Here is a 25,746-nt window from a genome sequence, read left to right as displayed (position 1 = left end):
ATAGCCGAGCCGGGCGGCGCTGGCAAGAAAATATACAGTAATGATTTTTAAATTGACATAACTGTCTATTTTTGGGAAATCTCGCCCATCTCAGGGAGGCAGGCGATGTCAAGCGATCCACTTTTCCAGCCCTACAAGCTAAAACATCTGACGCTGAAGAACCGGCTGATGATCACCAGCCACGAGCCCGCCTATCCCGAGGACGGGATGCCCAAGGAACGTTACCGCGCCTATCATGTCGAACGCGCGCGGGCCGGGGTTGCCATGACGATGACGGCGGGCTCGGCCTCGGTCGCGCGTGACAGTCCGCCGGTCTTCAACAATATCCTGGCCTGGAAAGACGAGGTCGTCGGCTGGATGAAGCAGCTGACTGACGAGGTGCATGAACATGACTGTGCGGTCATGATCCAGCTGACCCATCTGGGCCGCCGGACCCGTTGGGACAAGGCCGATTGGCTGCCGGTGGTGTCGTCCAGCCAGGAACGCGAGGCCTCGCACAAGGCGTTCCCCAAGAAGGTCGAGGATTGGGATATCGCCCGCATCATCGAAGATTACGCCGATGCCGCCGAGCGCATGAAAGAGGCCGGGTTGGACGGGATCGAATTGCAGGCTTACGGCCATCTGATGGACCAGTTCTGGTCGCCGCTGACCAATGATCTCGATGGTCCTTACGGCGGCAGTCTGGACAACCGCCTGCGCTTTACCTTCGAGACGCTCAAGGCGATCCGGGCGCGGGTGGGCGACGAATTCATCGTCGGCATCCGCTATACCGGCGATGAGGATCTTGCAGGCGGGTTGACCAAAGCGGACGGCCTTGAAATCTCGCGCCGTCTCAAGGACAGCGGCATGATCGATTTCCTGAACGTCATCAAAGGTCATATCGACACCGATGCCGGGCTGACCGATGTGATCCCGGTGCAGGGGATGCCAAGCGCACCGTTTTTGGATTTCGCGGGCGAGGTGCGCGCCGCGACCAATTTCCCAACCTTTCACGCCGCCAAGATCCAAGACGTCGCGACCGCCCGCCATGCCATCGCATCGGGCAAGCTGGACATGGTCGGCATGACGCGCGCCCACATGGCCGACCCGCATATCGTCGCCAAGATCCTGCGCGGTGAAGAGGACCGCATCCGCCCCTGCGTTGGCGCGAATTACTGTCTTGATCGCATCTATCAGGGTGGCATGGCACTGTGCCTGCACAACCCCGCCACCGGGCGAGAACTGGAACAGCCGCAGATTGTCCCGAAGGCCAATGAAAAGCGCCGCGTGATCGTCATCGGCGCAGGCCCCGCCGGGGTCGAGGCCGCCCGTGTCGCCGCCGAGCGCGGCCATGAGGTGATCGTACACGAAGCCGCCAACCATGCCGGCGGCCAGATCCGCCTTGCAGCCCAAAGCAAGCGGCGCGCAGAGATGATGCAGATCATCCAGTGGCGGCTGTCGGAATGCGAACGCATGGGCGTGACCTTCCACTATAACAGCTTTGCCGATCCCGAGGTGATCGCCGCGGGCGAGCCCGACGTGGTGATCGTGGCGACGGGCGGTTTGCCGCATACAGACGTTCTGGATGACGGCAATGATCTGGTCGTATCCGCATGGGACATTCTGTCAGGCGATGCGCAGCCGGGACGCAGCGTGCTGATCTATGACGATGCCGGCGATTATGCCGGATTGCAGGCTGCCGAAAAGATCGCCGAAACGGGCGCCAAGGTTGAAATCGTGACCCGCGACCGCAGCTTTGCCTCCGAGGTCATGGCAATGTCGCTGACCCCCTTTATCCGCGCCCTGCAAAAGCGCGACGTGACCTTCACCGTGACCTGGAAACTGGATGCCGTCCGCCGCGACGGCAACGGTCTGGTGGCGATCCTTGGCACCGATTACGGCGGTGTCACGCGTGAACGGCAGGTCGATCAGGTCGTGGTCAACCACGGCACCCGGCCCTTCGATGATGTCTATTTCGATCTGCGCGATCAATCGAGCAATCTGGGCGAGGTGGATTACGAGGCGCTGGTCGACGGCAGCGCCCAAGAGGTCGTCCGGAACCCGAACGGCACCTATCAGCTGTTCCGCATTGGCGATGCCGTTTCCGCGCGAAACACCCATGCGGCGATCTATGACGCGCTGCGGCTGGTAAAGGTCCTCTGACGGGCGTTCTCGCGGGGCCTGTCACGTGATCCCGGGCCATGCCGGGCGCGTGGCTATACGGTGCGCGGCGATCCTGCCCGTGATAGAAAATTCGTGCCTTGCCATAAGCCCGGGGAATAGGCGATGGCCTGCAGAACGGTGACCTGCCAGAGTTGTTGCAACCTGACGGAGAGGATCATGAGCAAGCCGCCCGAACGCCCTGAAAATGTAACCTTTGTTGGGTTTGGTGAGGCTGCCTCTGCTTTTGTCGCAGGCTGGGGCGAGGGGCGCCCGGATTTTATAAGAGCCTATGACATCAAGACCCGCACGGATGACACAAGAACTGTCATGACAGATCGCTATGCGGCGCATGAGGTCGATGGCAAGGCCGATCTGCAGGCCGCACTGGCCGGCGCAGAGACCATATTTTGCGTCGTCACCGCCGATCAGGCCCTGACTGCGGCCTTGGCTGCCGCACCGTGGATCCGCGACGGCGCGCTGTGGCTTGATTGCAATTCCTGTGCGCCGGGCACCAAACGCCGCGCAGCGGGCGTGATCGAGGCTGCCGGCGGGCGCTATGTCGATGTCGCGGTCATGTCGCCGGTCTATCCAAAGTTTCATCATGTACCGCTTTTTCTGTCCGGGCCGCATGCTGCGATGGCCGCGGGCATTCTGCGTGCGCTGGACATGCGGCCCGAACTGGCCGGCGACGAGGTCGGGCGTGCATCGTCGATCAAGATGCTGCGTTCGGTCATGATAAAGGGCCTCGAAGCGCTGACCGCCGAGTGTTTCCTGGCCGCGCGCCGCGCCGGTGTCGAGGACGAGGTGATCGGATCGTTGGAACGGTCGGACCCTGATATCAAGTGGCGCGAGCGGGGCTCATACAATCTGGAACGGATGATGGTCCACGGCGCGCGCCGCGCGGCCGAGATGCAGGAGGTGGCGATCACCGTCGATCAGTTGGGGTTGGGCGGGCGCATGGCCGCGGCCACTGCGGATTGGCAGAAACTGATTGCCGATCTGGGTGTTCCACCCGGCGAGGATGATCTGATCGCGCGGGCCGATACCATCCTGTCCCGGCTCTAGTGGTCGGTCGGCCCGGCGGGGTTCCTAGGGAAACACCAGCCCGTCAAACAACTTGCGCGCGGTGCGCAGCGTGCCGGCGGCGGTGACAGCGCCGTTCGCGTCCTGCCGGATCAGCACCTCTGCCGCGCCGGTGGGATGTTCGACCAGAAAGCGACCATCATCCGGCAGGCGTGCCAACTCGAATGCGGGTGAGCCGGGCAGCGTGCAGGCGGTGGCCACGCTGACTGCTGCGAAAACACCGATGGTGGCGTGACAGCGGTGCGGGATAAAGCTGCGCGTGCTGATCGTGCCACCCGCCATCGGTGGCGATACCAGCGTCATCTTGGGCACGCTCTTGTCGCGCACATCGCCCAGATTCATCAGCGGACCGCAGGACAGCCGGATCGCCTCTATCCGGGCTTTCAGCGCCCCATCGGCATCCAGCTGATCGCGGCTTTCCTGCCCGCTCAGCCCGAAATCGGCGGCGCGCATGACCACGATGGGCATGCCGTTGTCGATCAGGGTGCAGGCAACGCCTTCGACGGTTTCGACAGGGTTGCCGGTAGGCAGCAGCGCGCCGGTCATTGATCCGGCAATGTTTTGAAACATAAGCGGTATGGGTGCGGCGGTTCCCGGCACGCCGTCGATCGCCGCATCGCCAGAGTAAACGACGCGGCCGTCTTTGGTGCGAACCGTCGCCTCGGCCACCTCGCCCGTATTCAACATGTGGATGCGGATCAGGGTTTCATCGCCGGCAAGCGGCACCAGCCCGCGTTCGATGGCGGCAGGTCCGACACCGGCCAGTATATTGCCGCAGCCTTGCGCGTCTGACACCAGAGGCTGATCAATAAAGACCTGCAGGAAGAGATAATCGACATCCGCATCCGGGCGTGAAGAGGGCGACAGGATTGCGACCTTCGAGGTCAGCGGATCGGCTCCGCCGATCCCGTCGATCTGCTGGGGATCGGGACTGCCCATGATGCGCAGCAGCAGCGCGTTTCGCTGATCAGGTGCATCGGGCAGGTCCGATGCCAGAAAATAGGCGCCTTTCGAGGTGCCACCGCGCATCCAGAGACAGGGGATGCCGTCGCTCATGCGGTGTGCCCGTCGGTTGCGTGCAACTGCACCCGGTTTGCCGCGTCCAACACGGCTGCCTGTTCAAGCGTCATCGCCATCCATCCCATCCCTGCGCTGCCGTCTCAGATATATTTCAGCCCCTTGGCCTCTAGCCTCGGTCGCATGTCATAGATGTCCAGCCCCAACTCGCCCGAGGCCAGCCTTTCCCGCTTGGCCTCTTCGGCGGCCGTGCGCTTGGTCGCGGCGGCCAGAACCTCATCGGCATCGGCGCGACGCACCACGCAGACGCCGTCATCATCGGCCACGATCACGTCGCCCGCGTTGATCACCTGATTGCCGCAGACCACCGGCACATTGACCGAGCCAACGGTTTCCTTGATCGTTCCCTGCGCGCTGATCGCCCTGGACCAGACAGGAAAGCCCATCTCTGTCAGATCGCGCACATCGCGGACACCGGCATCGATGATCAGGCCACGACACCCCCGCGCCATGGCGCTGGTCGCCAGCAGATCGCCGAAATAGCCATTATCGCAGGGGCTGGTCGGGGCAAGCACCAGAATATCGCCCTCTTGCAGTTGTTCGATGGCGACGTGCAGCATCCAGTTGTCGCCGGGTGCGGCGCTGACGGTGACGGCGCTGCCGGCTATCCGCGCGCCGGGAAAGATCGGGCGCAAGCGGCTGGCCAGACAGCCGATGCGGCCCTGCGCTTCGTGAACGGTCGAAACGCCGGCATCGGCAAGGCCCCAGATGGTCCCTGCATCGGCGCGTTGGATGTTTTGAACGACAACGCCCATCTTAGTGCTCCTTCCGGGCTGGCGGGGTGCCGTGGGTGTGAAAACTCTCGATGGTCTTCAGGCCCCAGGCTTGTCCTTTTCTGCGATCCTGCTCGTTCCAGATGATGGGCTGCCAGTCCGGCGCAAGGATCAGTCGCGCCCCGGCATTGGCCAACTCGACGCGGTTGCCGGCGGGTTCCCAGACATACAGAAAGAAGGTGCCCTGAATGGCATGCTTATGCGGGCCGGTTTCGATGTGGACGCCGTTTTGCAGAAAAATATCGGCAGCGCGCAGGATATCTTCGCGCTGATCGGTGGCATAGGTGACGTGGTGCAGACGGCCATCGCCGCCGCCGTGTTCTTCGGTGCATGCCAGATCATAGGTCTTGTTGTTGACCGTAAACCAGCAACCGCCAATTCGGCCATTGTCCAGTTGGATCAGTTCGGTCACACGGCTGCCAAGGCAGGTTTCCATAAAGCGGCGAAACTCGGTCACGTCCTCGGCCAGCAGATTGACATGATCCAGCCTTCGCGGCGGGGCGCCCGTGAATGCGCTGGCGGTATTTTTCAGCGCGGCGCGTTCGGCATCGGCCTGCGGTTCATACCAGTTGGTGTCATAGTAGATCTCGAACACATGGCCGAACGGGTCCTCGAACCGGAAGGCGCGGCCATGGCCCTCATCGCCATCCACCCAGCTAAGCGTCTTGAAACCCGCCGCTTCGATGGCGGTGACGCGGCGTTCCAGCGCGGCGGGCGAGGCGGCGCGGTATGCGATATGGCCGACGCCGGTCCTGTCCGACCGGGTCAGTTTCAACGAGTGATATTCATAGTCATCCCAGGCCCGCAAATAGGCGCTGTTTTCGTCTTGCCCGGACAGCTTGAGCCCATAGATGCGGGTGAAGAAATCAAGGCTTTCGTCAAAGCGGTCGGTCAGCATCTCGACATGTGCCAGATGGGCGAGATCGTGAGCGTTCTCCATGATCACAACTCATCCACGGTGCGCGGAAAGATCGACTGGAAGCCTTCGGCATATTGGCAATCACGCCCACCGGACTGGCCGCCAGAGTTGCGCTTGAAATGGTTCGCGCGCTGCTGGGCCACGCGGGTGTAATAGTCCCAGAGATGGACCTGCCCGTTCATGTGCTCCATCGCCGCGCGCTTTTTGTCCCAGACCGTGGTGATGTCCAGAAATGTGTCCGGCTTCCAGCCCATCTGCTCGGTCTGATGTGGCTCGAACAGGTATAGTTGCGGCGAACCCAGGACCTTTTCGCCCGGCTTGTGTCCCCAGGCCTGAGCGATCATCCGCGCCTCCAGCGCGATCTGTGTCATATACATATGGTCGGTGTTGTAGGGATCGTACTGGCTGTGGCTCAGCATGAAACGCGGTTGTACCCGGCGGATCAGATCGACCAGCTTGTATTTATCCTCGCGCTCGAGATGCAGCGGGTAATCGCCAAGATCAAAGCATTCGAGGTGATGAACGCCCAGCACATCGGCTGCGGCCTCGGCTTCGGCCCGGCGGATGTCCTTGACCTCTTGCAGCGATTTTCCTTCCTTCCACAGCCGCGCGCTTTCGCCGCGTTCGCCGAAGGACAGACAAGCGACGGTGACCTGATAACCCATCTGTGCATGCAGGGCGATCGCACCGCCGCTACGCCAGACGAAATCGGCGGCATGGGCGCTGATGACAAGGGCGGTCTTGGGGTCGGACATGGTTGCTTCCTCGTGTTGGGCACCTGCCGATGTTAGGCCCGCGCGCCCTCTTGAACCAAAACAGAACCGGGGTTCCGTGCATAAAATTTTGCTATAGGGCTGTTCGCACCCTAGGTTTCGTGGCAGCGTTTATTTCAGCTTTCGTGACGCGAGGCAGTCTGATGACGTTCACAAATTTGCGCCACCTGCGCGTGCTTCTGGCGGTCGAGGACACAGGGTCCCTGACGCTGGCTGCGGGGTGCTGCAATGTGTCCCAGCCTGCCGTTACGCAATCGCTTGCCAAGTTGGAAACGCTGGCTGGTGGGCCGCTGTATCTGCGATCGAACAAGGGTGTCTTCATCACAGAACGCGGCCAACTGCTTGTGCGTCGCGTTCGGAGAGCTTTTGCACTGCTGGATCAGGGACTGGAAGGCGTGTCGCCCCGTGCGGGACAGATCGTGTCTTTCTCGCAATTGACGGCCTTGATTGCGGTCTGCGACGCCGAGAATTTCACCCTTGCCGCCCGCCGGCTGGGCCGGGCGCAGCCGACCGTGCACCGCGCGGTGACCCAGCTTGAACAAGAGGCCGGTCGCGATCTGTTCAATCGCACGCCTTATGGCGTTGTGCCGACACGCTCTTGCCAGGTCGTTGCGCGCGCCGCGTTATTGGCCTTTGCCGAGTTGGATCAGGCCAGAGCAGAACTGGCCGAACTGGATGGCCGCGAAGCTGGTCGGATTGTCATTGGCGCGTTGCCCTTGGCGCGATCGGTCATGCTGCCCCAAGCTCTGACACGGTTTCGCCGCCGCCGGCCGAGGCTGCCGGTCATCGTGAATGACGGTCCCTACAAGGACATGCTGGGCGCATTGCGACGCGGCCAGATCGACGTGATCGTCGGTGCGCTGCGCGACCCGGCACCGGTCGATGACATCGTGCAGGAGCCGCTGTTCGAGGACCGGCTGCTGGTGCTGGCCGCGCCGGATCATCCGATGGCCGACGAGCGCAGCATTGATCCTGCCCTGATCGCCGACAGCCAATGGGTGGTGCCCAGAGCGGGCAGCCCGGCGCGCGCGCAGTTCGACATCTTCTTCGCCACCGCGACGGGTCGGGACAGCCCAGCCAGCATGATAGAGGCAGGGTCGATCCTGCTGATGCGCGAATTGCTGCGCAGCGGCGATTTTCTGGGCTGTATTTCCGGCTGGCAGGCCGAGGCCGAGATCACCAAGGGCCTGTTGGTGCCGCTCGAAATTGAATGGGATTTTCCGGGCAGGCCAATCGGTCTGACGCATCGTCTGGATTGGCGCCCGACCGCGGCACAGGCCGAGCTTTTGCAGGAACTGCGCGATGCTGCGACCGGTGCTAAAGCGATTCCAGGATCAGGCCGACCGCAATCACGAACAGCAAGATCATGATCAGCCGGTCAAAGACCTTTGGCTGGACATGGCGCACAAGCCAGGCGCCGACAGGCATGCCCAGAAAAAGCGGGATGCAGGCGGCCATGCTGATCAGAAAACGCTGTCCATCCAGCACACCAAGGCTGGTCAGCGTGGGCAGTTGAACCATCGCCATCGAACTGAACAGCACCGAAATGGTGGCGATGAATTGCGGCCGGCTCAGTTTCAACGCGTGCAGAAAGGTCATCGAAACCGGTGCCGAAATGCCTGCCGCACCCTGCAGAATGCCTGCCATCACTCCGACGGGCAGCACGATCCGGCTGGCCAGCCCGTAATCCAGTTGCCAATCGGGTTTGGCCAGACGGAACCCGATGTAACACAGCGCCAGCACGCCAACCGTGATCGACAGGAAATCCGATGGCAAAGAGGCCAGAAGGATCGATCCGATCAGCGCACCGATCGCCGCGCCAATGGCCAGCCTTATGACAAAGCCTCGATCCAGCAGCGCGTGCCGATATTGCCAGCCCTGCCAGATGTTGGACAGCAAAGCCGGCAAAACGAAGACCGAGACCGCGTATGGCACGTCGAAATAGATCGACATCAACGGGATGACGATGACCGGCGTGCCCGCGCCGATGGCACCTTTCAGGATGCCGCCCAGAGCGAATGCAATCATCGCCACCATAAGTCCTTCGACCATTGCATCCTCCGGGTGTTTTGCGGGTCAAATCTGCCCGCGTGCCACCTCGCCTAGCGTCTGTTTGCGGGGCAGTGCAATACCTTGGGCGCCGGTTGAGTGCCTGGAGTCTCTATATCGAAGCAGCACCGATTTCAGATATTTCAGCGTGGCCGCAGCCTCTTATTATTATGCCAATGCGGCCATAAATAATTGAAATAGATGCAATATCATATGCAGAAATGAATATGAGTTCTGCGCGATTTCCGAAGGCCCGCACTGGTTTTCGGATCATGATCAGGCCGTCGCTATAGGCAAATATTATAGTCTGACTGCGGAATCGATTATGCCGCATTGATCCGCGCGGAATAGGTTGCGCTGCATATAAACGGGCGGTGCGACAGCAACGTGACGGCCCGTGAGCAAGACAATATGGGAGAGAATTCACATGCGCACGATCCGCAGAATGACCATCGCAGCCGGCCTTGCGGTCGGCATCGCCACGCCGCTGGCCACCGCAGCGCAAGAGTTGAAATTCGCCAATTTCTCGGCGCCGACGCACACCATCACCGCAGCGGTTGTCGACAAGTTGAATGACAGCGTCAGCGCCGCCACCAACGGCGAACTGACGGTACGCGGCTATCACGGCGGCGAGTTGGGATCCGGCCCGGCTGATCAATATGTGCGCGTGGTGCAGGGTGTGGCCGATGTCGCTTGGGGGCTGCCGGGTTATACCTCGTCGCAATTTCCAAAGACGATGATCATTGAAATGCCCGACGCGTTGCCGCTGGACCAGCCGGCCTATCCGGCGCTGCTGCGGGCGTTTGACGACAATCTGGCAAGCGAGTTCCCGGCCACAAAGCCGCTGGCGCTATGGGGGTCAGAGCCCAACATCTTTATCATGAAGTCGGCTGAAATCCGCAGCCCCGCCGATCTTGCGGGTCTCAAGATCCGTGTTGCTGGTTCCTCGGCAGGCGAGGCCGTCGAGGCCCTTGGCGCAACGCCTGTGCAGATGCCGATGACGCAGGTTTATAACGGCCTGCAAACGGGGCTGATCGACGGTGCAATTTCGGGCGCGTCCACCCTTTCGGATTTCAAGCTGGACGAGGTTGCCGACAGCTTTACCCTGGGCGCAAACCTTGGCCGCCTGGTGTTCTTCGTTGTGATGAACCAAGGCGTCTATGACGGTCTGTCTGACGAAGCAAAGGCGGCAATCGACGCGGTTGCAGGGGAAGAACTGTCGAAATCGGCAGAAGATGCCTGGATCGTCACCGCCGATGCCGCGGTCGAGGCCGCGCGCGCTGACGAAAACAACGTGGTGATCGACCTGAAGCCTGAAGAGGTCGCCGCTTTCACCGACGCCTTGGCGCCCGTGACCGATGCTTATGTTGCAGCGGTTGACGGCGCCGACGCGCTGGCCGCGATGCAGGGCGAGTGATGCTGCCGACACTGAGAATGGTAACGGACAGGTTGATCAACCTGTCCGCTTTTCTGGGCACAGTCGCGCTGATCTTTGTCGTGGCAACGGTGCTGTTCGATGTCATCGGCCGGGCCTTTGGAAAGCCGCTTTACGGGTCGCTGGATCTCACCACGATGGCGTTTGTCGTCGTCGTCTTTGGTGGCATGGCGCTGTGTGACAAGCGGGGTGGCCATATCAGCGTCGATCTGTTCGAGCGGCATTTCCCACCACGCCTGAACCTGATCATCGACATCGTGGTCGATCTGCTGGGCAGCGTGATCTTTTTGACCATGGGCTATGCCGTTCTGAAATCAGCGCAGCTCAGCGTCATGTTGAACCTGCGCACCAATCTGCTGGGAATACCGCAAGCATGGTTCCAGTGGCTGTTGGCCGGTCTGGTGATCGTGACAGGTCTGGCGCTGCTGCTGCGCGCAATCGAATTTATCCTGGCCGGCGAATCCGACCATGAGGAAGGACCCATAGAATGAGCCCCGTCGCCATTGCCCTGACCGGTATCGGGCTGCTGCTGATTTTGCTGGCGCTGCGTATCCCTGTGGCCTTTGCCATGTTCCTGATCGGCTTTGTCGGCATCTGGGCGCTGAACGGGCTGGATGCCGCGATGGGGCTGCTGTCATCGGAATCCTTCACGCTTGCGTCGAATTCCGAACTTATCGTCATTCCGCTGTTTATCCTGATGGGCAACGTGGCCAGTGTCACCGGCATGAGCCGCCGCCTGTACGAGGCTGCCTATGCAATCGTCGGGCAAATCCGTGGCGGGCTGGCGGCGGCGACTGTCATCGGCTGCGGCGGCTTTGCCGCGCTGTCTGGTTCTTCTGTGGCCTCGGCACTGACAATGGGCAAGGTCTCACTTTCGGAAATGGACCGCTATGATTACGACCCGCGGCTATCGACGGGCGTGGTGGCGGCGGGTGGGACGCTGGGCATCCTGATCCCGCCATCCACCGGCTTTGTCATCTATGCGATCCTGTCGGAACAGAGCATCGGGCGGCTGTTTCTGGCCGGGGTGATTCCGGGCATCCTGCTGTTGTCGATGTTTCTTCTGACCATCTGGGTGCTGTGCTTGCTGCGCCCCGCAATGGGGCCGCGCGGGCCATCCACCAGCGGATCGGAAAAGGTTCAGGCGGTGATGAACGCGCTGCCGATCATCGTGCTGACGCTGCTGACCATCGGCGGTATCTATGGTGGGCTGTTTTCGCCCGTCGAAGCTGCCGGCGTTGGTGCGGGCGCGGTCATTCTGGCGGGTTTCGCAACACGGACGCTGAACTTTCGGCAACTATGGGAGGCGTCGCGCGACAGCATCGTTACCACTGCATCCGTGATGCTGATCCTGATCGCCGCTCATATCTTCAACCCGTTTCTGGCGCTGAGCCATATCCCCGATTTCGTGCGCGAGGTCCTGATCTCGCAGAATCTGGGTGTGATCGGCACGCTGATCGTGATCCTGCTGATCTATATGGTTCTGGGCGCATTTCTTGAGGGCTTCGCCATGCTGGTGCTGACCCTGCCGATCTTTGTGCCAATCGTCAGCGCGCTGGGCATCGACCTGATCTGGTTCGGCGTGCTTGTGGTGCTGACACTGGAAATGGGGCTGATTTCGCCACCGGTGGGGATTAACGTCTTCATCGTGAAGTCGGTCGCGCCCAAAGTGCCCTTGGGAAAGATCTTTGTCGGCGTGATGCCCTTTTGGGTGGCGATGCTGCTGACCCTGGCCATTCTGATCGCGTTTCCGCAACTGTCGCTGTTCCTGCCAAGTCAGATGATGCAATAGCAGGCTGGCTGCGGCCTGTGCCCCTGACCGGCGGCGGTGCGCCAGCGGTCAGGGATCTGGCCGGGCGCCGGCCGATTTCGGCTTCCCGGCGCTGCCCAGTTCGCGCCGCAATCCGATGACCACGCCGCGCATCCATTGGTGCATGGCATCGGCGTGAAAGCGGGGTGGCCACATCAGCGTGATGTCAAACTTGCCGCCGACCGGGCACTCGACAATGCGCAGCCCCTCACCCATCGCTTGCGCCAGCCGTCGTGGCACAGTCGCCACCAAAGTCGAGCCACGCACCAGATGCGACACCCCGGCGGGGCTGGGAACTATCAGCGCGGGCCGCAGTCGGTGCCCCATGGCCTGCAATTCGGTGATGTAGGACGACACCCAGTTTCCCTCATAGGTGATGTCGATCAGATCAAGCGCCACATAGTCTTTGACGGTCAGAGTCCGATCCGCCATGGGATGCGCCGGATCCATCAGACAGACGTAATCTTCACGGCACAGGCGGCTGACATAAACACCGGTTTGGGTGGTGGGCCGCGGGCCGATGAGCAGGTCGGAATCGCCGCGCAGCATCCTTTCGGGGCCGGTGCCGCGCGAGTTGACCACCACAAGCTCGATCCCCGGTGCCTGACGGCGCAATTCTCGTACCAAAAGAGGGATGATCAGCATCCGCTCATAGTAATTACAGGCCAGCCGCAGCGTATGGCGCGCGCTTTTGGGGTCGAACTCCTCGGGCCGGGCCAGCCGCTGCAAGGTGGCCAGCATAGGGCGGACCTGCGCGATGATCTGCTGGCAGCGATCGGTCGCGATCTGCTGACCCTTTTCGCGCACGAACAAGGGGTCGTGAAACACGCCGCGCAATCGTTCCATCGTATAGCTGATTGCGGACTGGTTCACCCCGATCACCTCGGCCGCGGCAGTGAACGAGCCGGCGTCATAAACGGTGCAAAGTGTACGCAGGGTTGCGAAATCCAGACTTAGGGGATCGACGATTTGATTGACCATGGCGCAGCACCATCAAAGCTGTTGATGGGAACAATAAATCGCATCGTATTGTCAGATAGTCAATCGAACAGTAGGGTTTATTCATACCAGTGATGAGGGGGAAAACATGCCGCTAGCACCCGAAGACGCCAGCATTACGTTCGACCAGCTGACGCTGGATCCGTACCCGATATATCGCCGCATGCGCGCCGAAACGCCCGTGATCCGGGTATCGTCGATCCAGCGGACCTTTCTGGTCAAGGCATCGGACACCAAGATGGTCAAGGACGACCCCGAGCTGTTCAGCTCGGACGATCCGCGCACGCCGATGCAGCCAGCCTTTCGTGCCCATACGCTGATGCGCAAGGATGGCGCAGAGCATTTGCGGGAACGTAAGGCGATCATGCCGGCGCTGACACCCAAGGCCATTCAGGCCAATTGGGCCGGTCTTTATGAAGAGTTTGCCGCCGAGTATCTGGACCGGCTGCCCAAGACAGGTCCCGTCGATCTGTTCACCGATCTCTGTGGTCCGGTTGCGGCCCGCATCCTGGCGCACATTCTGGGGATTCCCGAAGCCACTGATGAGCAGATGATGCGCTGGTCGCAGGAACTGATCGACGGTGCCGGCAACTTTGCCTGGCGGCCCGAGCCCTTCGAAGTGACCGACCGCGCCAATGCCGAAATGGATGAACTGTTCGCCAAGGCGGTAGAACGCGTGCGCGCCGCACCGGATGCCTCGGCGTTTTCGGTTATGGTCAATGCGGATGATCCCATTCCGACCAGCCAGATCTATTCCAACATCAAGATCGCCATTGGCGGCGGCATCAACGAACCGCGCGACGCGCTGGCCACTCTGATTTTCGGGATGCTGACCAATCCCGACCAGCTGGAACAGGTCAAGGCCGGCGAGGATTGGGGCAAGGCCTTCGAAGAAGCCGTTCGTTGGGTCGCACCGATCCAGGCCAGTTCGCGCCTTGTCACCCGTGACACACAGATCCGCGGCTTTGACATTCCAAAGGGCGATACCGTGATGACGCTGCAGGCATCGGCCAACCGTGACGAAGAAGTCTTTGGCGACGATGCCGAGGATTTTGTAGTCTACCGCAGCAAGAATCCGCACCAGGCATTCGGCAACGGTCCGCATCACTGCGCCGGTTCACACACCGCGCGCCGCACGGTCGGCAAGATCATGGCACCGATGCTGTTCGAGCGGTTTCCGAACATGCGGCTGCCTGATCCGGCGGCGGTCAACTGGCGTGGCTTCGGGTTTCGTGGCCCGATCAACATGCCGGTGATCATGGGCTGACGCGCCCAAACCCAGACCAACGAACAGGAGGACCTAAGATGGTCAAGGTAACATTTGTGGCCGCAGATGGCAGTGAAACCTCGGTTGAGGGTGAGGAAGGCGCAAGCGTCATGCAGACGGCGGTGGCCAATGATGTCGAAGGGATTGTCGGCGAATGCGGCGGCTCGATGATGTGCGCGACCTGTCATTGCTACGTCGATGACGCATGGATCAGCAAGACGGGCGAACGTCAGCACGACGAGGATGACATGTTGGAGGGCGCGGCCAGCGAGGTGCGCGAAACATCACGCTTGTCCTGCCAGATCAAGCTTGATCAATCTCTGGATGGGCTGGTTGTCCATCTGCCGGATGAACAGTTCTGATTCTTTAGACATTCAGCCGGAGGGTAGCACAGATGGAAAGCGGACCGATCGTCATTGTCGGCGCGGGGCAGGGTGGACTGCAGGTTGCAGCCTCTCTGCGGCAGGCAGGCTATGAGGGCGAACTGACCCTGATCGGCAACGAGCCGGGTCTGCCCTATCAGCGCCCGCCCCTGTCCAAGGCCTATATGCAGGACGGCAACCCCGGTGCACTCAAGCTGCGTGCCGCCGAATTCTACGACAAGCAACAGATCCGTTATCTGCCGGAAACCAGCGTCACTGCGATTGACCGCGACGATGGCCGGATCGCGACGACCTCAGGCGAACTGGATTTCGGGCATCTGATCCTGGCGACGGGCGCCAGCAATCTGCGTCCGCCGATTCCGGGTCTGGATCGCACGCTGGACCTGCGCACATTGGCGGATGCTGACAAGCTGCGCGAACGGGCCACGGGCGATCGTCGCTTTGCGGTGATCGGCGGCGGGTTCATCGGGCTGGAATTTGCAGCCGTTGCATCCAAGTTCGGGCTGGATGTGGTCGTGGCCGAGGCGGCGCCCCGGCTGATGGCGCGCGCCGTGTCGCCGCAGATGTCCGAATTGTTCCTGAAAAAGCACCGCGATCTGGGCAGCACCGTGCTGCTGGGCGATCCGGTTTCCGCAATTGATGATCGTGGCATCGCGTTGGTCGGCGGCACGCATCTGGAGGCGGACGAAATTCTACTGGCCGCCGGTGTGCGGCCGAACACGGTGCTGGCCGAGGCTGCCGGGCTGGACTGCGCCAATGGTGTTACGGTGGATGCGCAATTGCTGACATCGGACCCGCGCATTTCGGCACTGGGCGATTGCGCCTGTTTCCCCGATTCTCGCAGTGGCCTGCGTATCCGCCTGGAAAGCGTGCAGGCTGCCACAGATCACGCGCGCCACATCGCCGCGCGGCTGACCGGCAAGCAGCCGGACCCCTATAACGCGCTGCCCTGGTTCTGGTCCGATCAGGCTGATTACAAGCTGCAGATCGCCGGCCTTGCACAACCGGATGACCGGGCCGAGGCGGTGGACGAACATGTCGTCTTCCGTTTCGACGCCGAAGACCGGCTGACGGCGGTCGAGACGGTGAACAACGCCCGCGTGCACATGCGGACCCGGAAATTGCTGGCCGGCGGCGAGACCGTCGGCCCTGACACGGCACGGGACTTGCTGTCGTGACCCGCTTTGTGCTGATCCCCGGCCTGCTGTCGGATGCTGTCGTGTGGCAGGCGCTGGCCGACCGGATCGGGCGGCAGGCTTTGCTGGCCGATATGACGCATGATGACAGTATCGCGGCGATGGCCGCCGGGCTGCTGGATCGGTTCGAGGGCGCTTTCGTTGCGGTCGGCCATTCGATGGGCGGTCGTGTCGCGATGGAAATGGCACGGCAGGCCCCAGACCGGCTGCGCGGGCTTGTTCTGGTCAGCACTGGTCATAATAGCGGCACCGAGGCCGAATGGCCCAAGCGGCGCGCGCGCATCGCGATGGGCCATGACAGCATGGAAATGCTGGCCGATGACTGGCTGCCGCCGATGGTCGCATCCGAACGCCGCGAGGATGCGGCGCTGATGGAGGTGCTGCGCCAGATGGTGCTGCGCCATGATGGCGATATTCACGAACGCCAGATCCAGGCTTTGATCGGGCGCCCCGATGCTGGCGCCTATCTGCCCGATATCTCGGCCCCGGTCCTGCTGCTGGTGGGCAGCGATGACGGCTGGTCCCCGCCCGCGCAGCACCAGGAGATCGCCGCGATGCTGCCCGATGCCGATCTACGGGTGATCGAAGGGGCAGGCCATTTCCTGCCGCTCGAGAAACCGGACGAAACGCTGGCCGCGATCATCGGCTGGCTGAACCAGAAAGGTTTTCCCATGGCCAACGCGCCTGACGACCAAAATCAGCCCGGCACGGACATTCCGCCAACACCGCTTTTGGACCGCGACAGCAATCTGCGCGGCTACAAGCTGAACAAGATGGCCATGTCGTTGGGTGCGCCTGAAAGCCGCCAGGCCTTCAAGGCCGATGAGGACGCCTATCTGCGCCGCTTTGGTCTGGACGACGCCACACGCGCGGCAGTGGCGGCGCGTGACTGGCACGAAATGGTGCGCCTTGGTGGCAATCTGTTCTTTATCCTCAAGATCTCGGCGGTCGATCCGGTGCCGATCACCAGTATCGGCGCCGCTCAGGCGGGGATGAGCCACGAAGATTTTCTGAAAGAAAGGTTGGGCAAGTAATGGCACAGATCATTGGCGGGCTGGGCACCAGCCATGTTCCCTCGATCGGCGTTGCATTGGACCGCGGTCTTGCTGGCAGCGACGACTGGAAACCTTTCTTTGACGGCTACGATTACCCGCAGAAATGGATGCGCGACCAGCGCCCCGACATTGCGGTGGTGATCTTCAACGACCATGGCAACAGCTTTTTTCTGGACCGGGTGCCGACCTTCGCGGTTGGCGTTGCTGACAATTATGCGCCGGTTGATGAAGGCTGGGGCCCTCGCAATATCCCCTCATTCAAGGGTGCGGCGGATTTGGGCTGGCACTTTGCCGATCAGCTTGTCGAGAGCCATTTCGACCCGATGATCTGTCGCGAGATCGAGGTTGATCACGGGCTTCAAGTCCCGATGGAGTTGTTTTGCGGCCGCCCCGATGAGGGCGGTGAATGGCCGGTCAAGGTGCTGCCAATCTGGGTCAACACCATCCAGTTCCCGATCCCGACGCCGCAACGCTGCTGGGAAATGGGTGAGGTGCTGCGCCGCGCCATCGAGAGTTTTCCGGGCGACGACCGCGTCGTCATCATGGGGACCGGCGGTCTGTCGCACCAGCTGCAGGGCAGGCGCGCGGGCTTTTTGAACCCTGATGCGGACCGGCAATGGCTGGACACGATCGCGTCCGACCCTGACCACTGGCGCAACATGACGCGCGAGGACTACGTGGAAACCTTCGGCTCGGAGGGGGCCGAACTGATGATGTGGCTGGTCATGCGTGCCGCGATGAACCGCGACGTGAGCATGTTGCACAAGCATTATTTCGTTCCTGCCTCGATGACCGGTGCGGGCTGTGTCGTGCTGGAGAACGCCTGATGGCCTATTTCCTGATGCGGTGTTTGCACCACCCGGACCAAGACGCGCAGCGCGACAAATTGCGGGCCGATCACCGGGGTTGGGTCGGTTCGGGCGGGCAGGGGCTGGTGTCGGTCCTGATTGGTGCGGCACTGCAAAATGAGAACGGCGCCGCGAACGGAAATTTCGGGATCCTTCAGGCGAAAACATCGCAGGATGCCCGCCGGTTCGCCGAAGGCGACCCGTTCGCGCTGGCAGGTATTGTCCGCCTGATCGAGATTACACCGCTGCCTGACGGTTTTCAGGCCGGCCGGATAACAGAGCCGATGTCACCGCTGCTGGATCTTTAGCAGCGCATGCTTTGCCGGTCAGAGGAGTGACCGGCAACTGAAGGGCATGCAGAGATTGAGAACATGTTTTGGCCTGTTTGACGGGCGAGGGGGGAAGATGGAAGCCAGATCGTCCGCGGAAGGACTAAGAAAAATTGCCTATCTGATCGGTTCGGTCGGAGCAGCCATTCTGTCGTTGCTGGGGGTTTATATCGCCGGTTTCGGCTCGCTCAATGAAACCATGCTGCGGGTCGGCACCTACGCGTTTTGCAGGTGTGATCGTTCTGGTGCTGGGGATGTCTCAGCGGCGCGAGCGAGGCTGGCTGGTCTGGGTTGACATGGTGCTGCTGGCAGCGCTGTTGATCTCGGCTCAGCGTTACTTCGCAATTGGCGAAATGCTCGAGACGGGCCTTTATTTCTTTACCTCTACGGACATCTGGATCGGGGTTGCGGGCATCATCGTCCTGCTTGAACTGACACGGCGCGCCTTTGGCATCCCGCTGGTCGTTGTCTGCGTGCTGACCCTGCTGTATGCGCTCATGGGCCAAAGCCTGCCCTGGATCTTCCAGCATGGCGGTTACGGTCTCGACCAGATCATGCAGGTGGTCTGGTATTCGTTTGATGGTGTCTTTGGCGGGCCGCTGTCCGTTGTTGTGACACTGATCCTTGTCTTCATCGTCTTTGGCAGCGTGCTGGAGGCCGTCGGGGCAGGGCCGGTTCTGTTGAAATTCGCCTTTGCGCTAACTGGTCGCTTTCGCGGCGGTCCGGCGCATGCCGCGATTGCTGCCAGTGGTGTCTTTGGCACCATGTCGGGTTCGGTGTCGGGCAATGTCGTCGGTACCGGGGTCATGACCATACCAATGATCGTGAAACGTGGCTTTCCCCCCCGCTATGCTGGCGGGGTCGAGGCCGCTGCGTCCTCGGGCGGGCAGTTCATGCCGCCGATCATGGGCGCGGTCGCCTTCATCATGTCGGATGTGACCGGCATTCCCTATCTGACGATCTGCACGGCTGCGCTGCTGCCGGCGCTGTTCTACTATGCCTCGCTGTTTGTTTCGGTTCATACCGAGGCGATCCGCCGCGGCATCAAGCCGATCCCGCGCGCCGATCGCCCGGTGATCGTGCGTCATGACTGGATCATGTCGCTGTGCTTCATCCTGCCGCTGGCCCTGATGATGACGATCCTGCTATCGGGTCGCTCGCCCGCGCTGGCCGGCTTCTGGGCGGTGATCGCGGCTGTGGTGTTGGGCTTTGTGCTGAACCCCGAACTGCGCCGAGAGCCGCAGCGCCTGATTGCCGGACTTGTCGATGGCGGCAAGGCGTCGGCGTCGATCATCATTGCGGTCGCGTCGATCGGGATCGTGATCGGTGTCATGAACATGACCGGGCTTGGCCTGCGCTTTGCTGGGGTCATGCAGGCGGTCGCTGGTGAATCGCTGTTTCTGTCGCTGGTGATGATGATGCTGGGATCGCTGGTGCTGGGCATGGGTATGCCAACGGTGCCCGCCTATCTGATCGTCATTCTTGTGATGGGTCCGGCGATCGAAATGATGGGTGTGCCGACCGTGATCGCGCATTTGTTCGTGGTCTATTTCGGTGTGCTCAGTTCGATCACCCCGCCGGTGGCGATTGCGGCCTTTGCCGCCGCGCCGATTGCAAGGGCAAACCCGATCCATATCGGTATCGACGCTTGCCGCATTGCGCTGATCGGTTTCGTTATCCCCTTCGTGCTGGTCTATAACCCGTCGCTGTCGCTGGTTGCTGATTTCACCGTCTCGGGTCTGCTGTGGATCATTCTGCGGCTGAGCATCGTGATCTGGCTGTTCTCGACCGGCTTTGCTGGCTACGCCGCCGACCGGCTGCCCATGCCCATGCGACTGCTGCGCTTTGCGGTGGGCTTTGGGATGCTGTTCCCGGTCCTGTGGGTCGAGGTTGCCTTTACCCTGGCCGGATTGGCGATGACCGCGATGGACTGGCGCGCCAGCCATCGGCCGGATGCAGATGACGACGAAGGCGGGGAGGCCGTTGCAACGCCGCTGAGCCCGGATGCTGAAAACGCCTGAACCAAGGAGACTTGCAATGCTGACACGACGCACAACACTCATGACCCTTGCTGCCAGTGTGGCAGCGTTGGGCGCGCCCGCTGCCTTTGCGAATGAGTTCTACAAGATGGCGACGTTGGGGCCGGGATCATCGCCCTATATGGTGATGTCGACCTTTGCCCGGCTGGTCGAGGAACGTCTGGGCGATGTCACTTTCCAGGTGAACGCCACCGGGGCGGCCACGCAGCACGGCCTGCAGGCTGGCGCCGGGCAGTTGGACTTTTTCATGATGGCGCCCATCGTGCACAACCTGATGCTGAGCGGCGAAGGGATGTTCGCGGAAATTCCGCAAGCGCCCGAAATGGCAAAGAACCTGCGCAGCCTGTTCATCTTTCCTCTCGGTTATTATCACATCGTCACCTGGGCGGATTCGGGTATCGAAACGCTGGATGATGTCGCCGGAAAGACCGTGTTCCTCGGCCCGCCGGGCGGCAGCGCCGCGCGGACGATGGAGGCAATCATCGAGGGTGCGACGGGACTGAAGGCCGATACCGACTATACCGCCGTGCGGATCGGTTGGGATGCGGCGACGCAGGCGTTTCAGGATGGGCGCATCGACGTCTATGCAAACCCGACACTGCCGCCCTCGCCGGTGATCCAGCAGCTTTCCATCTCGCGGCCGGTTCGCCTGCTTGGGATGAGCGAGGAACAAATGGCCACGGACGGCGTGCAAGCCATGACCAATCGTGCGGGCGGCACCATCGCCACGATCCCCGCCGGGACCTATGGCGATGCGGTCGTGAACGACGCTGATGTGACAACCGTCGGCTCTTATGCGGGGATCGGCACCAATGCCAGCCTGCCCGAAGAGCAGATCTACCGCATCGTCAAGGCGTTCTGGGAAGGGGTTCAGGAAACCCAATCGTCGACGCCATGGCTGCGCAATGTCACCCTGGAAGGCGCGTTTCACGATCTGAACATGCCGCTGCACCCCGGTGCCATCCGCTATTACGAAGAGATCGGTCTGACGATCCCTGATGCGGTGAGGCCGCCGGCATGACGACGCCTGGCCCGTTGCCGAAACCCGGCCTTGAGCTTGCCTGCAGGCTGAGCGTGAAACTGGCGTCGCCGCTGGAAAAGGGTGCCGCGCCGGGCGGGCAATGGCGGATCATCCCGATCATCGGTGGCACGGTCGATGGCCCTAAACTGCGAGGCACGGTTCTGAACCTCGGGGCCGACTGGCAGACCGTTTGGGACAGCCATGCCGAACTGGACACGCGCTATGCGATGGAAACCCATGACGGGGCGCTGATCGACGTGCGGAATTTCGGCTATCGCCACGGCCCACCCGAGGTGCTTGCCCGGATTGCGGCAGGCAACGCGGTCGATCCGTCCGAATACTACATGCGGACGCAGGCCCGCCTGCAGAGCGGCGATCCGCGCTATCAGTGGGTCAATCGCACCATTTTCATCGGAACAGGTCACCGATTGGCCGATGCCGTGCAACTGGCGCTGTATGCCGTGACATGACGAAAACTGTTCAAGACCATAGTTCAACCAAAGAGGAGGAATGAAGATGAAACACCTGATTGGCGGTTTGGTGACCGCACTCAGTCTGGCCGTGGCAACCGCCCCGGCTGCCAATGCAGACGAATACCTGACATTGGCGACATTGGGCCCGGGGTCGTCACCCTATATGGTGATGTCGACCTTTGCGCGGATCGTCGAGGACGATCTGCCCGACGTAAAGATCCAGGTCAACGCGACGGGCGCGGCCACGCAGCACGCGATGCAGGCGGCCTCGGGTCAGCTGGACTTCTTCATGTGGTCGGCCAGCGTGCACGACGCCATGATCAAGGGCGACGCGATGTGGTCCAAGGTTCCACAAGCGCCGGAACTTTCCAAGAATCTGCGTGCGGTATTCGCCTATCCGCTTGGACTGTATCACATCGTTACCTATGCGGATTCCGGCATTGACAGCCTCGAGGATCTGGCTGGCAAACGGGTCTTTCTTGGACCTCCGGGCGGCGGTGCGACCACCATCATGCAGCGCGTCGTCGAGGGCGCAACCGGGCTGAAGGCCGGCGAGGATTTCGAACAGGTCAACCTGGGTTGGGATGCGGCGACGCAGGCTTTTCAGGATGGCCGGATCGACGTCTATATCAACTCGACCAACGCGCCTTCGCCGGTGATCCAGCAACTTGCGATCAGCCGCAAGATCAAGTTCCTCGGGCTGACCGAAGAGCAGATGGCCAAGGAACCGCTGCAAGCGATCCTGAACCGGCCCGGCGGCGTTCTGGGTGAGATCCCCAACGGGCTTTACGGCGACAATCAGGTCAATTCCGAGCCCGTCACCACCCTGGGCTCGATCGTCGGCATCGGGACCAGCAAGGCTGATAGCGAGGAAACGATCTACAGGGTCACCAAGGCGTTCTGGGACAACCTGCCGGCAATGCAGGAAAACGCTGCGTGGTTGCGCAATATCGACCTCGACAACGCCTTTCAGGACCTGAACCTGCCGCTGCATCCCGGTGCTATCCGATATTACGAGGAAATCGGCATGGAAATCCCGGATGAGTTGCGTCCGGCAGAATGACAATTGCGGCCCCGGGATCTGATCTCGGGGCCGTCAAACCAATCCAAGAAATATGGGGGCGATGATGCCAAAGCCGATGAACATTCTTTTCATCATGTATGACCAGCTGCGTTGGGATTATCTCAGCTGCTATGGGCATCCGCATCTCGAGACCCCGAACATGGATAGGCTGGCGGCGATGGGGGTGCGGTTCGACCGCTGCTATATCCAGTCGCCGATCTGCGGGTCGTCGCGCATGTCGACCTATACCGGGCGCTATGTCCACAGCCACGGCGCCAGCTGGAACGGCATCCCGCTGAAGGTGGGCGAGGTCACCATGGGCGATCATCTGCGTGCCAATGGCACCGATTGCTGGCTGGTGGGCAAGACACATATGCGTGCCGATGCCGAGGGTATGGCGCGTCTGGGGCTGGAGCCTGACAGCCTGATCGGTGCGCGGGTCGCCGAATGCGGCTTTGACCTGTTCGAACGTGATGACGGCATGCGCCCCGAAGGCCCCGATGGTCTTTATGACGAGGGCGGCGCGCGAACCTATAGCAACTATCTGCGCGCCAAGGGCTATGACAGCGACAACCCCTGGCACGACTTTGCCAATTCGGGGATCGATGCGGACGGCAATGTGCTGTCGGGCTGGTTTCTCAAGAACAGCGCCGAGGCCGCCAATATCGCCGAGCCGGACAGCGAAACCCCCTATCTGACCCGCCGCGCAATGGAGTTCATGGCCGGCGCTGACGAACCCTGGTGCTGCCACCTGTCCTATATCAAGCCGCACTGGCCCTATATCGTGCCTGAACCCTATCATGACATGTTCGGTCCCGAACATGTGCCCCCGGCGATCAGGACGCAGGCCGAATACGACAACGCCCATCCGGTGCTGAAGGCCTTTATGGAAAGCCCGATGAGCAAGACCTTCGCGACCGACAAGGCGCGCAATGCGGTGATCCCCGCCTATATGGGGCTGATCAAGCAATGCGACGATCAGTTGGGCGTGCTGCTGGACTGGCTGGAAGAGACCGGCCGGATCAAGGAAACGATGATCGTGCTGACCTCGGATCATGGCGATTTTCTGGGCGACCACTGGATGGGCGAGAAGATGTTTTTCCATGACAGCTCGACCCGTGTCCCGCTGATCATCTATGATCCCTCACCCCAGGCAGACGCGACCCGCGGCACCGCCTGCGACGCGCTGGTCGAGGCGATCGACCTGGCGCCGACCTTTGTCGATTTCACCGGCGCGGAACCGCCCCGCCATATTCTGGAGGGCGAATCGCTGCTGCCGATCCTGCGCGGCGAGGCCACCGATACGCAGCGCGACTATGTGATCTGCGAATATGATTACTCGGTGACGCCCACCGCGGACAAGCTGGGTCGCTCGGTTCGCGATGCGGTGATGTTCATGGTGGCCGACAAGGAATGGAAGCTGGTGCATTGCGAAGGCGGCTATCGCCCGATGCTGTTCGATCTGGCGAATGACCCACAGGAACTGACCGATCTGGGCGACAGCGCCGAACATGCCGACGTGATCGAGCGGATGTATGACAAGCTGTTCCGCTGGACCAGGCGGGTGTCACAACGCACCACGCGCAGCGAGGCGCAGTTGTTGGAAATGCGCGGTAAATCCCGTCGTCGTGGTGTGGTGATCGGTATCTATGATGAAAACGATGTGCCGCTGGACCTGACGGTGAAATATCGCGGACGCCGCGCGGCCAATCACAAGGCAAGCGGGAAAGAATAGTGGGGCCAAGGATAGGCCCAAACCCCGCTAAAGACCGCCTAGAACTCGCCCGGATACAACACCGCGCTTGATTTCAGCTCGGCCGCGTCCAGCATCGCGGCGACGCGTTCGAGGCTGGCGACCAGCATCGCCTGTTCCCAGCCTTCCAGCGCCTCGAATTCGCCCGCGAATTTCTGTTGCAGGGCGTCGGGTGCCTTGTCCAGCAGCGCATGGCCCTGATCGGTCAGGACAAGCAGCGTCTGGCGCTTGTCGGACGGGTCGGGTTTGCGCGCGACCACGCCTGCACGGTCCAGCTTGTCGATCAGCGCGGTCACCGTCGCCTGCGACACATGCATGCGCTTGGCGATGATGCTGCCGGTTGTGGATTCCGATTCGGCCATGATCTGTGCGACCCGCAGTTGAACCGGGGTCAGGCCAACGGATTGCGCCAGATCCTTGCTGTGCAACTCGGTCGCGCGAAGGATGCGCCGCAGCGCGATCAGGCAGACATCGATACGATCCAATCAACTCCCCCTTCGTCGCAGATGAAGCATTCTTGGGCATTCCACGCCGCTGGTCAATCGCTAGCTGATACTTCATTTGGCTGCCTAATGAATGGGCCAGCAGGCACTGCGAAAATCCACGCCGAAAGCACATAAATCGCGCTATTTGCGCATAAAACGGCATGCTGCGGTTGCATAATAGCCCAGACATGTTACTTAGTGTCGCGAAGCAATATGAGGACAGCGGCATGAAAGACATGATCGAGACAGACGCCCAGCAAGACCTGACCTTCCGTAAGCCCGAAGCGCAGGATGGAAGCGACATCTGGGAACTGATCCGTTCGTGCAAGCCGCTGGATGAGAACAGCATGTATTGCAATCTGATCCAATGCGATCATTTTGCCGATACCTGCATACTGGCCGAAATGGACGGCGAGCCGGTCGGCTGGATTTCGGGCTATCTGCTGCCCGACGCGCCCGACACCCTGTTCGTCTGGCAGGTCGCCGTCGCACAGGATGCACGCGGGATCGGCCTTGCCGGCAAGATGCTGGTTCAACTGTTGTCGCGCGAGGATATGGCCGGCGTCCTGAAGCTGAAGACCACGATCACCCGCGACAATGATGCAAGCTGGGGCCTGTTCCGCAGCGTGGCAGACCGGCACAACGCCGTTCTGACCGACGAGCCTCATTTCAGGAAAGACGACCACTTCGACGGCGAACACGCCACCGAACACATGGTCACCATCCGCTTTCCGGCCCCGGTGGCGCAAGCGGCCTGACCGGCCCCGCCACCGC

26 protein-coding genes are annotated in these 25,746 nt (G+C 61.4%); 19 read left to right on the top strand and 7 right to left on the bottom strand.

Annotation, left to right across the window (positions count from 1 at the left end):
• Positions 1-105 precede the first annotated feature (105 nt).
• Positions 106-2,142, top strand: a complete 2,037-nt coding sequence (locus CUV01_RS03975) for an NADH:flavin oxidoreductase (RefSeq protein ID WP_101459325.1) — start codon at positions 106-108, stop codon at positions 2,140-2,142.
• Between the two features lie 177 nt (positions 2,143-2,319).
• Positions 2,320-3,207 (top strand): NAD(P)-dependent oxidoreductase, encoded by an 888-nt coding sequence (locus CUV01_RS03970; protein WP_101459324.1) that lies wholly within the window; start codon positions 2,320-2,322, stop codon positions 3,205-3,207.
• A gap of 24 nt (positions 3,208-3,231) precedes the next feature.
• On the opposite strand, the gene CUV01_RS03965 is transcribed toward CUV01_RS03970, so the two are convergent.
• From CUV01_RS03965 to CUV01_RS03950, 4 genes are all read right to left on the bottom strand, one after another.
• Complete coding sequence (locus CUV01_RS03965; RefSeq protein WP_101459323.1) at positions 3,232-4,281, bottom strand: 4-oxalomesaconate tautomerase; 1,050 nt, start codon at positions 4,279-4,281, stop codon at positions 3,232-3,234.
• A 104-nt stretch (positions 4,282-4,385) separates the two neighbouring features.
• The gene (locus CUV01_RS03960; RefSeq protein ID WP_101459322.1) at positions 4,386-5,057 is read right to left on the bottom strand and encodes a 4-carboxy-4-hydroxy-2-oxoadipate aldolase/oxaloacetate decarboxylase; all 672 of its coding nucleotides are present in this window, start codon (positions 5,055-5,057) and stop codon (positions 4,386-4,388) included.
• A gap of 1 nt (position 5,058) precedes the next feature.
• Complete coding sequence (locus tag CUV01_RS03955) at positions 5,059-6,015, bottom strand: VOC family protein (RefSeq protein WP_101459321.1); 957 nt, start codon at positions 6,013-6,015, stop codon at positions 5,059-5,061.
• A gap of 2 nt (positions 6,016-6,017) precedes the next feature.
• Positions 6,018-6,749 (bottom strand): PIG-L deacetylase family protein, encoded by a 732-nt coding sequence (locus CUV01_RS03950; protein ID WP_101459320.1) that lies wholly within the window; start codon positions 6,747-6,749, stop codon positions 6,018-6,020.
• A gap of 161 nt (positions 6,750-6,910) precedes the next feature.
• On the opposite strand from CUV01_RS03950, the gene CUV01_RS03945 reads away from it, so the two are divergent.
• Positions 6,911-8,137 (top strand): LysR family transcriptional regulator, encoded by a 1,227-nt coding sequence (locus tag CUV01_RS03945; protein WP_101459319.1) that lies wholly within the window; start codon positions 6,911-6,913, stop codon positions 8,135-8,137.
• On the opposite strand, the gene CUV01_RS03940 is transcribed toward CUV01_RS03945, so the two are convergent.
• Positions 8,085-8,819: a sulfite exporter TauE/SafE family protein gene (locus CUV01_RS03940; RefSeq protein ID WP_101459318.1), complete on the bottom strand. Its 735-nt coding sequence runs from the start codon at positions 8,817-8,819 to the stop codon at positions 8,085-8,087. The genes CUV01_RS03945 and CUV01_RS03940 overlap by 53 nt on opposite strands.
• Before the next feature lie 424 nt (positions 8,820-9,243).
• On the opposite strand from CUV01_RS03940, the gene CUV01_RS03935 reads away from it, so the two are divergent.
• From CUV01_RS03935 to CUV01_RS03925, 3 genes are read left to right on the top strand one after another with little or no spacing between them, the layout of a single operon-like run.
• Positions 9,244-10,233: a TRAP transporter substrate-binding protein gene (locus tag CUV01_RS03935; RefSeq protein WP_232962491.1), complete on the top strand. Its 990-nt coding sequence runs from the start codon at positions 9,244-9,246 to the stop codon at positions 10,231-10,233.
• Positions 10,233-10,742, top strand: a complete 510-nt coding sequence (locus CUV01_RS03930; protein WP_101459317.1) for a TRAP transporter small permease — start codon at positions 10,233-10,235, stop codon at positions 10,740-10,742. The genes CUV01_RS03935 and CUV01_RS03930 overlap by 1 nt, the downstream gene beginning before the upstream one ends.
• A complete protein-coding gene (locus CUV01_RS03925; RefSeq protein WP_101459316.1) occupies positions 10,739-12,043 on the top strand; it encodes a TRAP transporter large permease in 1,305 nt (434 codons plus the stop codon). The genes CUV01_RS03930 and CUV01_RS03925 overlap by 4 nt, the downstream gene beginning before the upstream one ends.
• A gap of 48 nt (positions 12,044-12,091) precedes the next feature.
• Here CUV01_RS03925 and CUV01_RS03920 read toward each other — a convergent pair whose 3' ends face one another.
• A complete protein-coding gene (locus tag CUV01_RS03920) occupies positions 12,092-13,042 on the bottom strand; it encodes a LysR family transcriptional regulator (RefSeq protein ID WP_101459315.1) in 951 nt (316 codons plus the stop codon).
• A gap of 106 nt (positions 13,043-13,148) precedes the next feature.
• Here CUV01_RS03920 and CUV01_RS03915 point away from each other — a divergent pair, with 106 nt between their 5' ends.
• From CUV01_RS03915 to CUV01_RS03860, 12 genes are all read left to right on the top strand, one after another.
• Complete coding sequence (locus tag CUV01_RS03915) at positions 13,149-14,327, top strand: cytochrome P450 (RefSeq protein ID WP_101459314.1); 1,179 nt, start codon at positions 13,149-13,151, stop codon at positions 14,325-14,327.
• A 38-nt stretch (positions 14,328-14,365) separates the two neighbouring features.
• On the top strand, positions 14,366-14,689 hold the full coding sequence (locus tag CUV01_RS03910; protein WP_101459313.1) for a 2Fe-2S iron-sulfur cluster-binding protein: 324 nt from the start codon (positions 14,366-14,368) through the stop codon (positions 14,687-14,689).
• 32 nt (positions 14,690-14,721) lie between these two features.
• Positions 14,722-15,888: an NAD(P)/FAD-dependent oxidoreductase gene (locus tag CUV01_RS03905; RefSeq protein ID WP_101459312.1), complete on the top strand. Its 1,167-nt coding sequence runs from the start codon at positions 14,722-14,724 to the stop codon at positions 15,886-15,888.
• Positions 15,885-16,940, top strand: a complete 1,056-nt coding sequence (locus tag CUV01_RS20010) for an alpha/beta fold hydrolase (RefSeq protein ID WP_232962489.1) — start codon at positions 15,885-15,887, stop codon at positions 16,938-16,940. The genes CUV01_RS03905 and CUV01_RS20010 overlap by 4 nt, the downstream gene beginning before the upstream one ends.
• Positions 16,940-17,788, top strand: coding sequence for a class III extradiol dioxygenase family protein (locus tag CUV01_RS03890; RefSeq protein WP_101459311.1), 849 nt, complete (start codon positions 16,940-16,942; stop codon positions 17,786-17,788). The genes CUV01_RS20010 and CUV01_RS03890 overlap by 1 nt, the downstream gene beginning before the upstream one ends.
• Positions 17,788-18,117: a YciI family protein gene (locus CUV01_RS03885; protein WP_101459310.1), complete on the top strand. Its 330-nt coding sequence runs from the start codon at positions 17,788-17,790 to the stop codon at positions 18,115-18,117. Before CUV01_RS03890 ends, CUV01_RS03885 begins: the two co-directional genes overlap by 1 nt.
• A gap of 97 nt (positions 18,118-18,214) precedes the next feature.
• Positions 18,215-18,433 carry a hypothetical protein gene (locus CUV01_RS19575; RefSeq protein WP_157994770.1) on the top strand — a complete coding sequence of 73 codons (219 nt, stop codon included), beginning with the start codon at positions 18,215-18,217 and terminating at the stop codon, positions 18,431-18,433.
• Positions 18,393-20,159 (top strand): TRAP transporter permease, encoded by a 1,767-nt coding sequence (locus CUV01_RS03880; protein ID WP_157994769.1) that lies wholly within the window; start codon positions 18,393-18,395, stop codon positions 20,157-20,159. Before CUV01_RS19575 ends, CUV01_RS03880 begins: the two co-directional genes overlap by 41 nt.
• 16 nt (positions 20,160-20,175) lie before the next feature.
• Positions 20,176-21,198, top strand: a complete 1,023-nt coding sequence (locus CUV01_RS03875) for a TAXI family TRAP transporter solute-binding subunit (RefSeq protein WP_198731874.1) — start codon at positions 20,176-20,178, stop codon at positions 21,196-21,198.
• On the top strand, positions 21,195-21,668 hold the full coding sequence (locus CUV01_RS03870) for a DUF3237 domain-containing protein (RefSeq protein ID WP_101459307.1): 474 nt from the start codon (positions 21,195-21,197) through the stop codon (positions 21,666-21,668). The genes CUV01_RS03875 and CUV01_RS03870 overlap by 4 nt, the downstream gene beginning before the upstream one ends.
• A gap of 46 nt (positions 21,669-21,714) precedes the next feature.
• Positions 21,715-22,734, top strand: a complete 1,020-nt coding sequence (locus tag CUV01_RS03865; protein ID WP_101461851.1) for a TAXI family TRAP transporter solute-binding subunit — start codon at positions 21,715-21,717, stop codon at positions 22,732-22,734.
• Between the two features lie 76 nt (positions 22,735-22,810).
• A complete protein-coding gene (locus CUV01_RS03860; protein WP_101461850.1) occupies positions 22,811-24,469 on the top strand; it encodes a sulfatase-like hydrolase/transferase in 1,659 nt (552 codons plus the stop codon).
• Between the two features lie 38 nt (positions 24,470-24,507).
• Here CUV01_RS03860 and CUV01_RS03855 read toward each other — a convergent pair whose 3' ends face one another.
• Positions 24,508-24,972: a MarR family winged helix-turn-helix transcriptional regulator gene (locus CUV01_RS03855; protein WP_101459306.1), complete on the bottom strand. Its 465-nt coding sequence runs from the start codon at positions 24,970-24,972 to the stop codon at positions 24,508-24,510.
• 227 nt (positions 24,973-25,199) lie between these two features.
• Here CUV01_RS03855 and ectA point away from each other — a divergent pair, with 227 nt between their 5' ends.
• The gene (ectA, locus tag CUV01_RS03850) at positions 25,200-25,730 is read left to right on the top strand and encodes a diaminobutyrate acetyltransferase (protein ID WP_101459305.1); all 531 of its coding nucleotides are present in this window, start codon (positions 25,200-25,202) and stop codon (positions 25,728-25,730) included.
• Positions 25,731-25,746 lie beyond the last annotated feature (16 nt).

Origin of the sequence: Paracoccus tegillarcae, assembly GCF_002847305.1 — a bacterium.
Classification (GTDB): Bacteria; Pseudomonadota; Alphaproteobacteria; order Rhodobacterales; family Rhodobacteraceae; genus Paracoccus; species Paracoccus tegillarcae.
The sequence above is the reverse complement of the archived record's forward strand: the minus strand, read 5'-3'. Positions and strand labels throughout refer to the sequence as shown.

Excerpts from the sequence above, each read along its gene's own strand:
- CUV01_RS03975 (WP_101459325.1), top strand. The coding sequence starts at position 106 with ATGTCAAGCGATCCACTTTTCCAGCCCTACAAGCTAAAACATCTGACG.
- CUV01_RS03970 (WP_101459324.1), top strand. The coding sequence starts at position 2,320 with ATGAGCAAGCCGCCCGAACGCCCTGAAAATGTAACCTTTGTTGGGTTT.
- CUV01_RS03965 (WP_101459323.1), bottom strand. The coding sequence starts at position 4,281 with ATGAGCGACGGCATCCCCTGTCTCTGGATGCGCGGTGGCACCTCGAAA.
- CUV01_RS03960 (WP_101459322.1), bottom strand. The coding sequence starts at position 5,057 with ATGGGCGTTGTCGTTCAAAACATCCAACGCGCCGATGCAGGGACCATC.
- CUV01_RS03955 (WP_101459321.1), bottom strand. The coding sequence starts at position 6,015 with ATGGAGAACGCTCACGATCTCGCCCATCTGGCACATGTCGAGATGCTG.
- CUV01_RS03950 (WP_101459320.1), bottom strand. The coding sequence starts at position 6,749 with ATGTCCGACCCCAAGACCGCCCTTGTCATCAGCGCCCATGCCGCCGAT.
- CUV01_RS03945 (WP_101459319.1), top strand. The coding sequence starts at position 6,911 with ATGACGTTCACAAATTTGCGCCACCTGCGCGTGCTTCTGGCGGTCGAG.
- CUV01_RS03940 (WP_101459318.1), bottom strand. The coding sequence starts at position 8,819 with ATGGTCGAAGGACTTATGGTGGCGATGATTGCATTCGCTCTGGGCGGC.
- CUV01_RS03935 (WP_232962491.1), top strand. The coding sequence starts at position 9,244 with ATGCGCACGATCCGCAGAATGACCATCGCAGCCGGCCTTGCGGTCGGC.
- CUV01_RS03930 (WP_101459317.1), top strand. The coding sequence starts at position 10,233 with ATGCTGCCGACACTGAGAATGGTAACGGACAGGTTGATCAACCTGTCC.
- CUV01_RS03925 (WP_101459316.1), top strand. The coding sequence starts at position 10,739 with ATGAGCCCCGTCGCCATTGCCCTGACCGGTATCGGGCTGCTGCTGATT.
- CUV01_RS03920 (WP_101459315.1), bottom strand. The coding sequence starts at position 13,042 with ATGGTCAATCAAATCGTCGATCCCCTAAGTCTGGATTTCGCAACCCTG.
- CUV01_RS03915 (WP_101459314.1), top strand. The coding sequence starts at position 13,149 with ATGCCGCTAGCACCCGAAGACGCCAGCATTACGTTCGACCAGCTGACG.
- CUV01_RS03910 (WP_101459313.1), top strand. The coding sequence starts at position 14,366 with ATGGTCAAGGTAACATTTGTGGCCGCAGATGGCAGTGAAACCTCGGTT.
- CUV01_RS03905 (WP_101459312.1), top strand. The coding sequence starts at position 14,722 with ATGGAAAGCGGACCGATCGTCATTGTCGGCGCGGGGCAGGGTGGACTG.
- CUV01_RS03890 (WP_101459311.1), top strand. The coding sequence starts at position 16,940 with ATGGCACAGATCATTGGCGGGCTGGGCACCAGCCATGTTCCCTCGATC.
- CUV01_RS03885 (WP_101459310.1), top strand. The coding sequence starts at position 17,788 with ATGGCCTATTTCCTGATGCGGTGTTTGCACCACCCGGACCAAGACGCG.
- CUV01_RS19575 (WP_157994770.1), top strand. The coding sequence starts at position 18,215 with ATGGAAGCCAGATCGTCCGCGGAAGGACTAAGAAAAATTGCCTATCTG.
- CUV01_RS03880 (WP_157994769.1), top strand. The coding sequence starts at position 18,393 with ATGTCTCAGCGGCGCGAGCGAGGCTGGCTGGTCTGGGTTGACATGGTG.
- CUV01_RS03875 (WP_198731874.1), top strand. The coding sequence starts at position 20,176 with ATGCTGACACGACGCACAACACTCATGACCCTTGCTGCCAGTGTGGCA.
- CUV01_RS03870 (WP_101459307.1), top strand. The coding sequence starts at position 21,195 with ATGACGACGCCTGGCCCGTTGCCGAAACCCGGCCTTGAGCTTGCCTGC.
- CUV01_RS03865 (WP_101461851.1), top strand. The coding sequence starts at position 21,715 with ATGAAACACCTGATTGGCGGTTTGGTGACCGCACTCAGTCTGGCCGTG.
- CUV01_RS03860 (WP_101461850.1), top strand. The coding sequence starts at position 22,811 with ATGAACATTCTTTTCATCATGTATGACCAGCTGCGTTGGGATTATCTC.
- ectA (WP_101459305.1), top strand. The coding sequence starts at position 25,200 with ATGAAAGACATGATCGAGACAGACGCCCAGCAAGACCTGACCTTCCGT.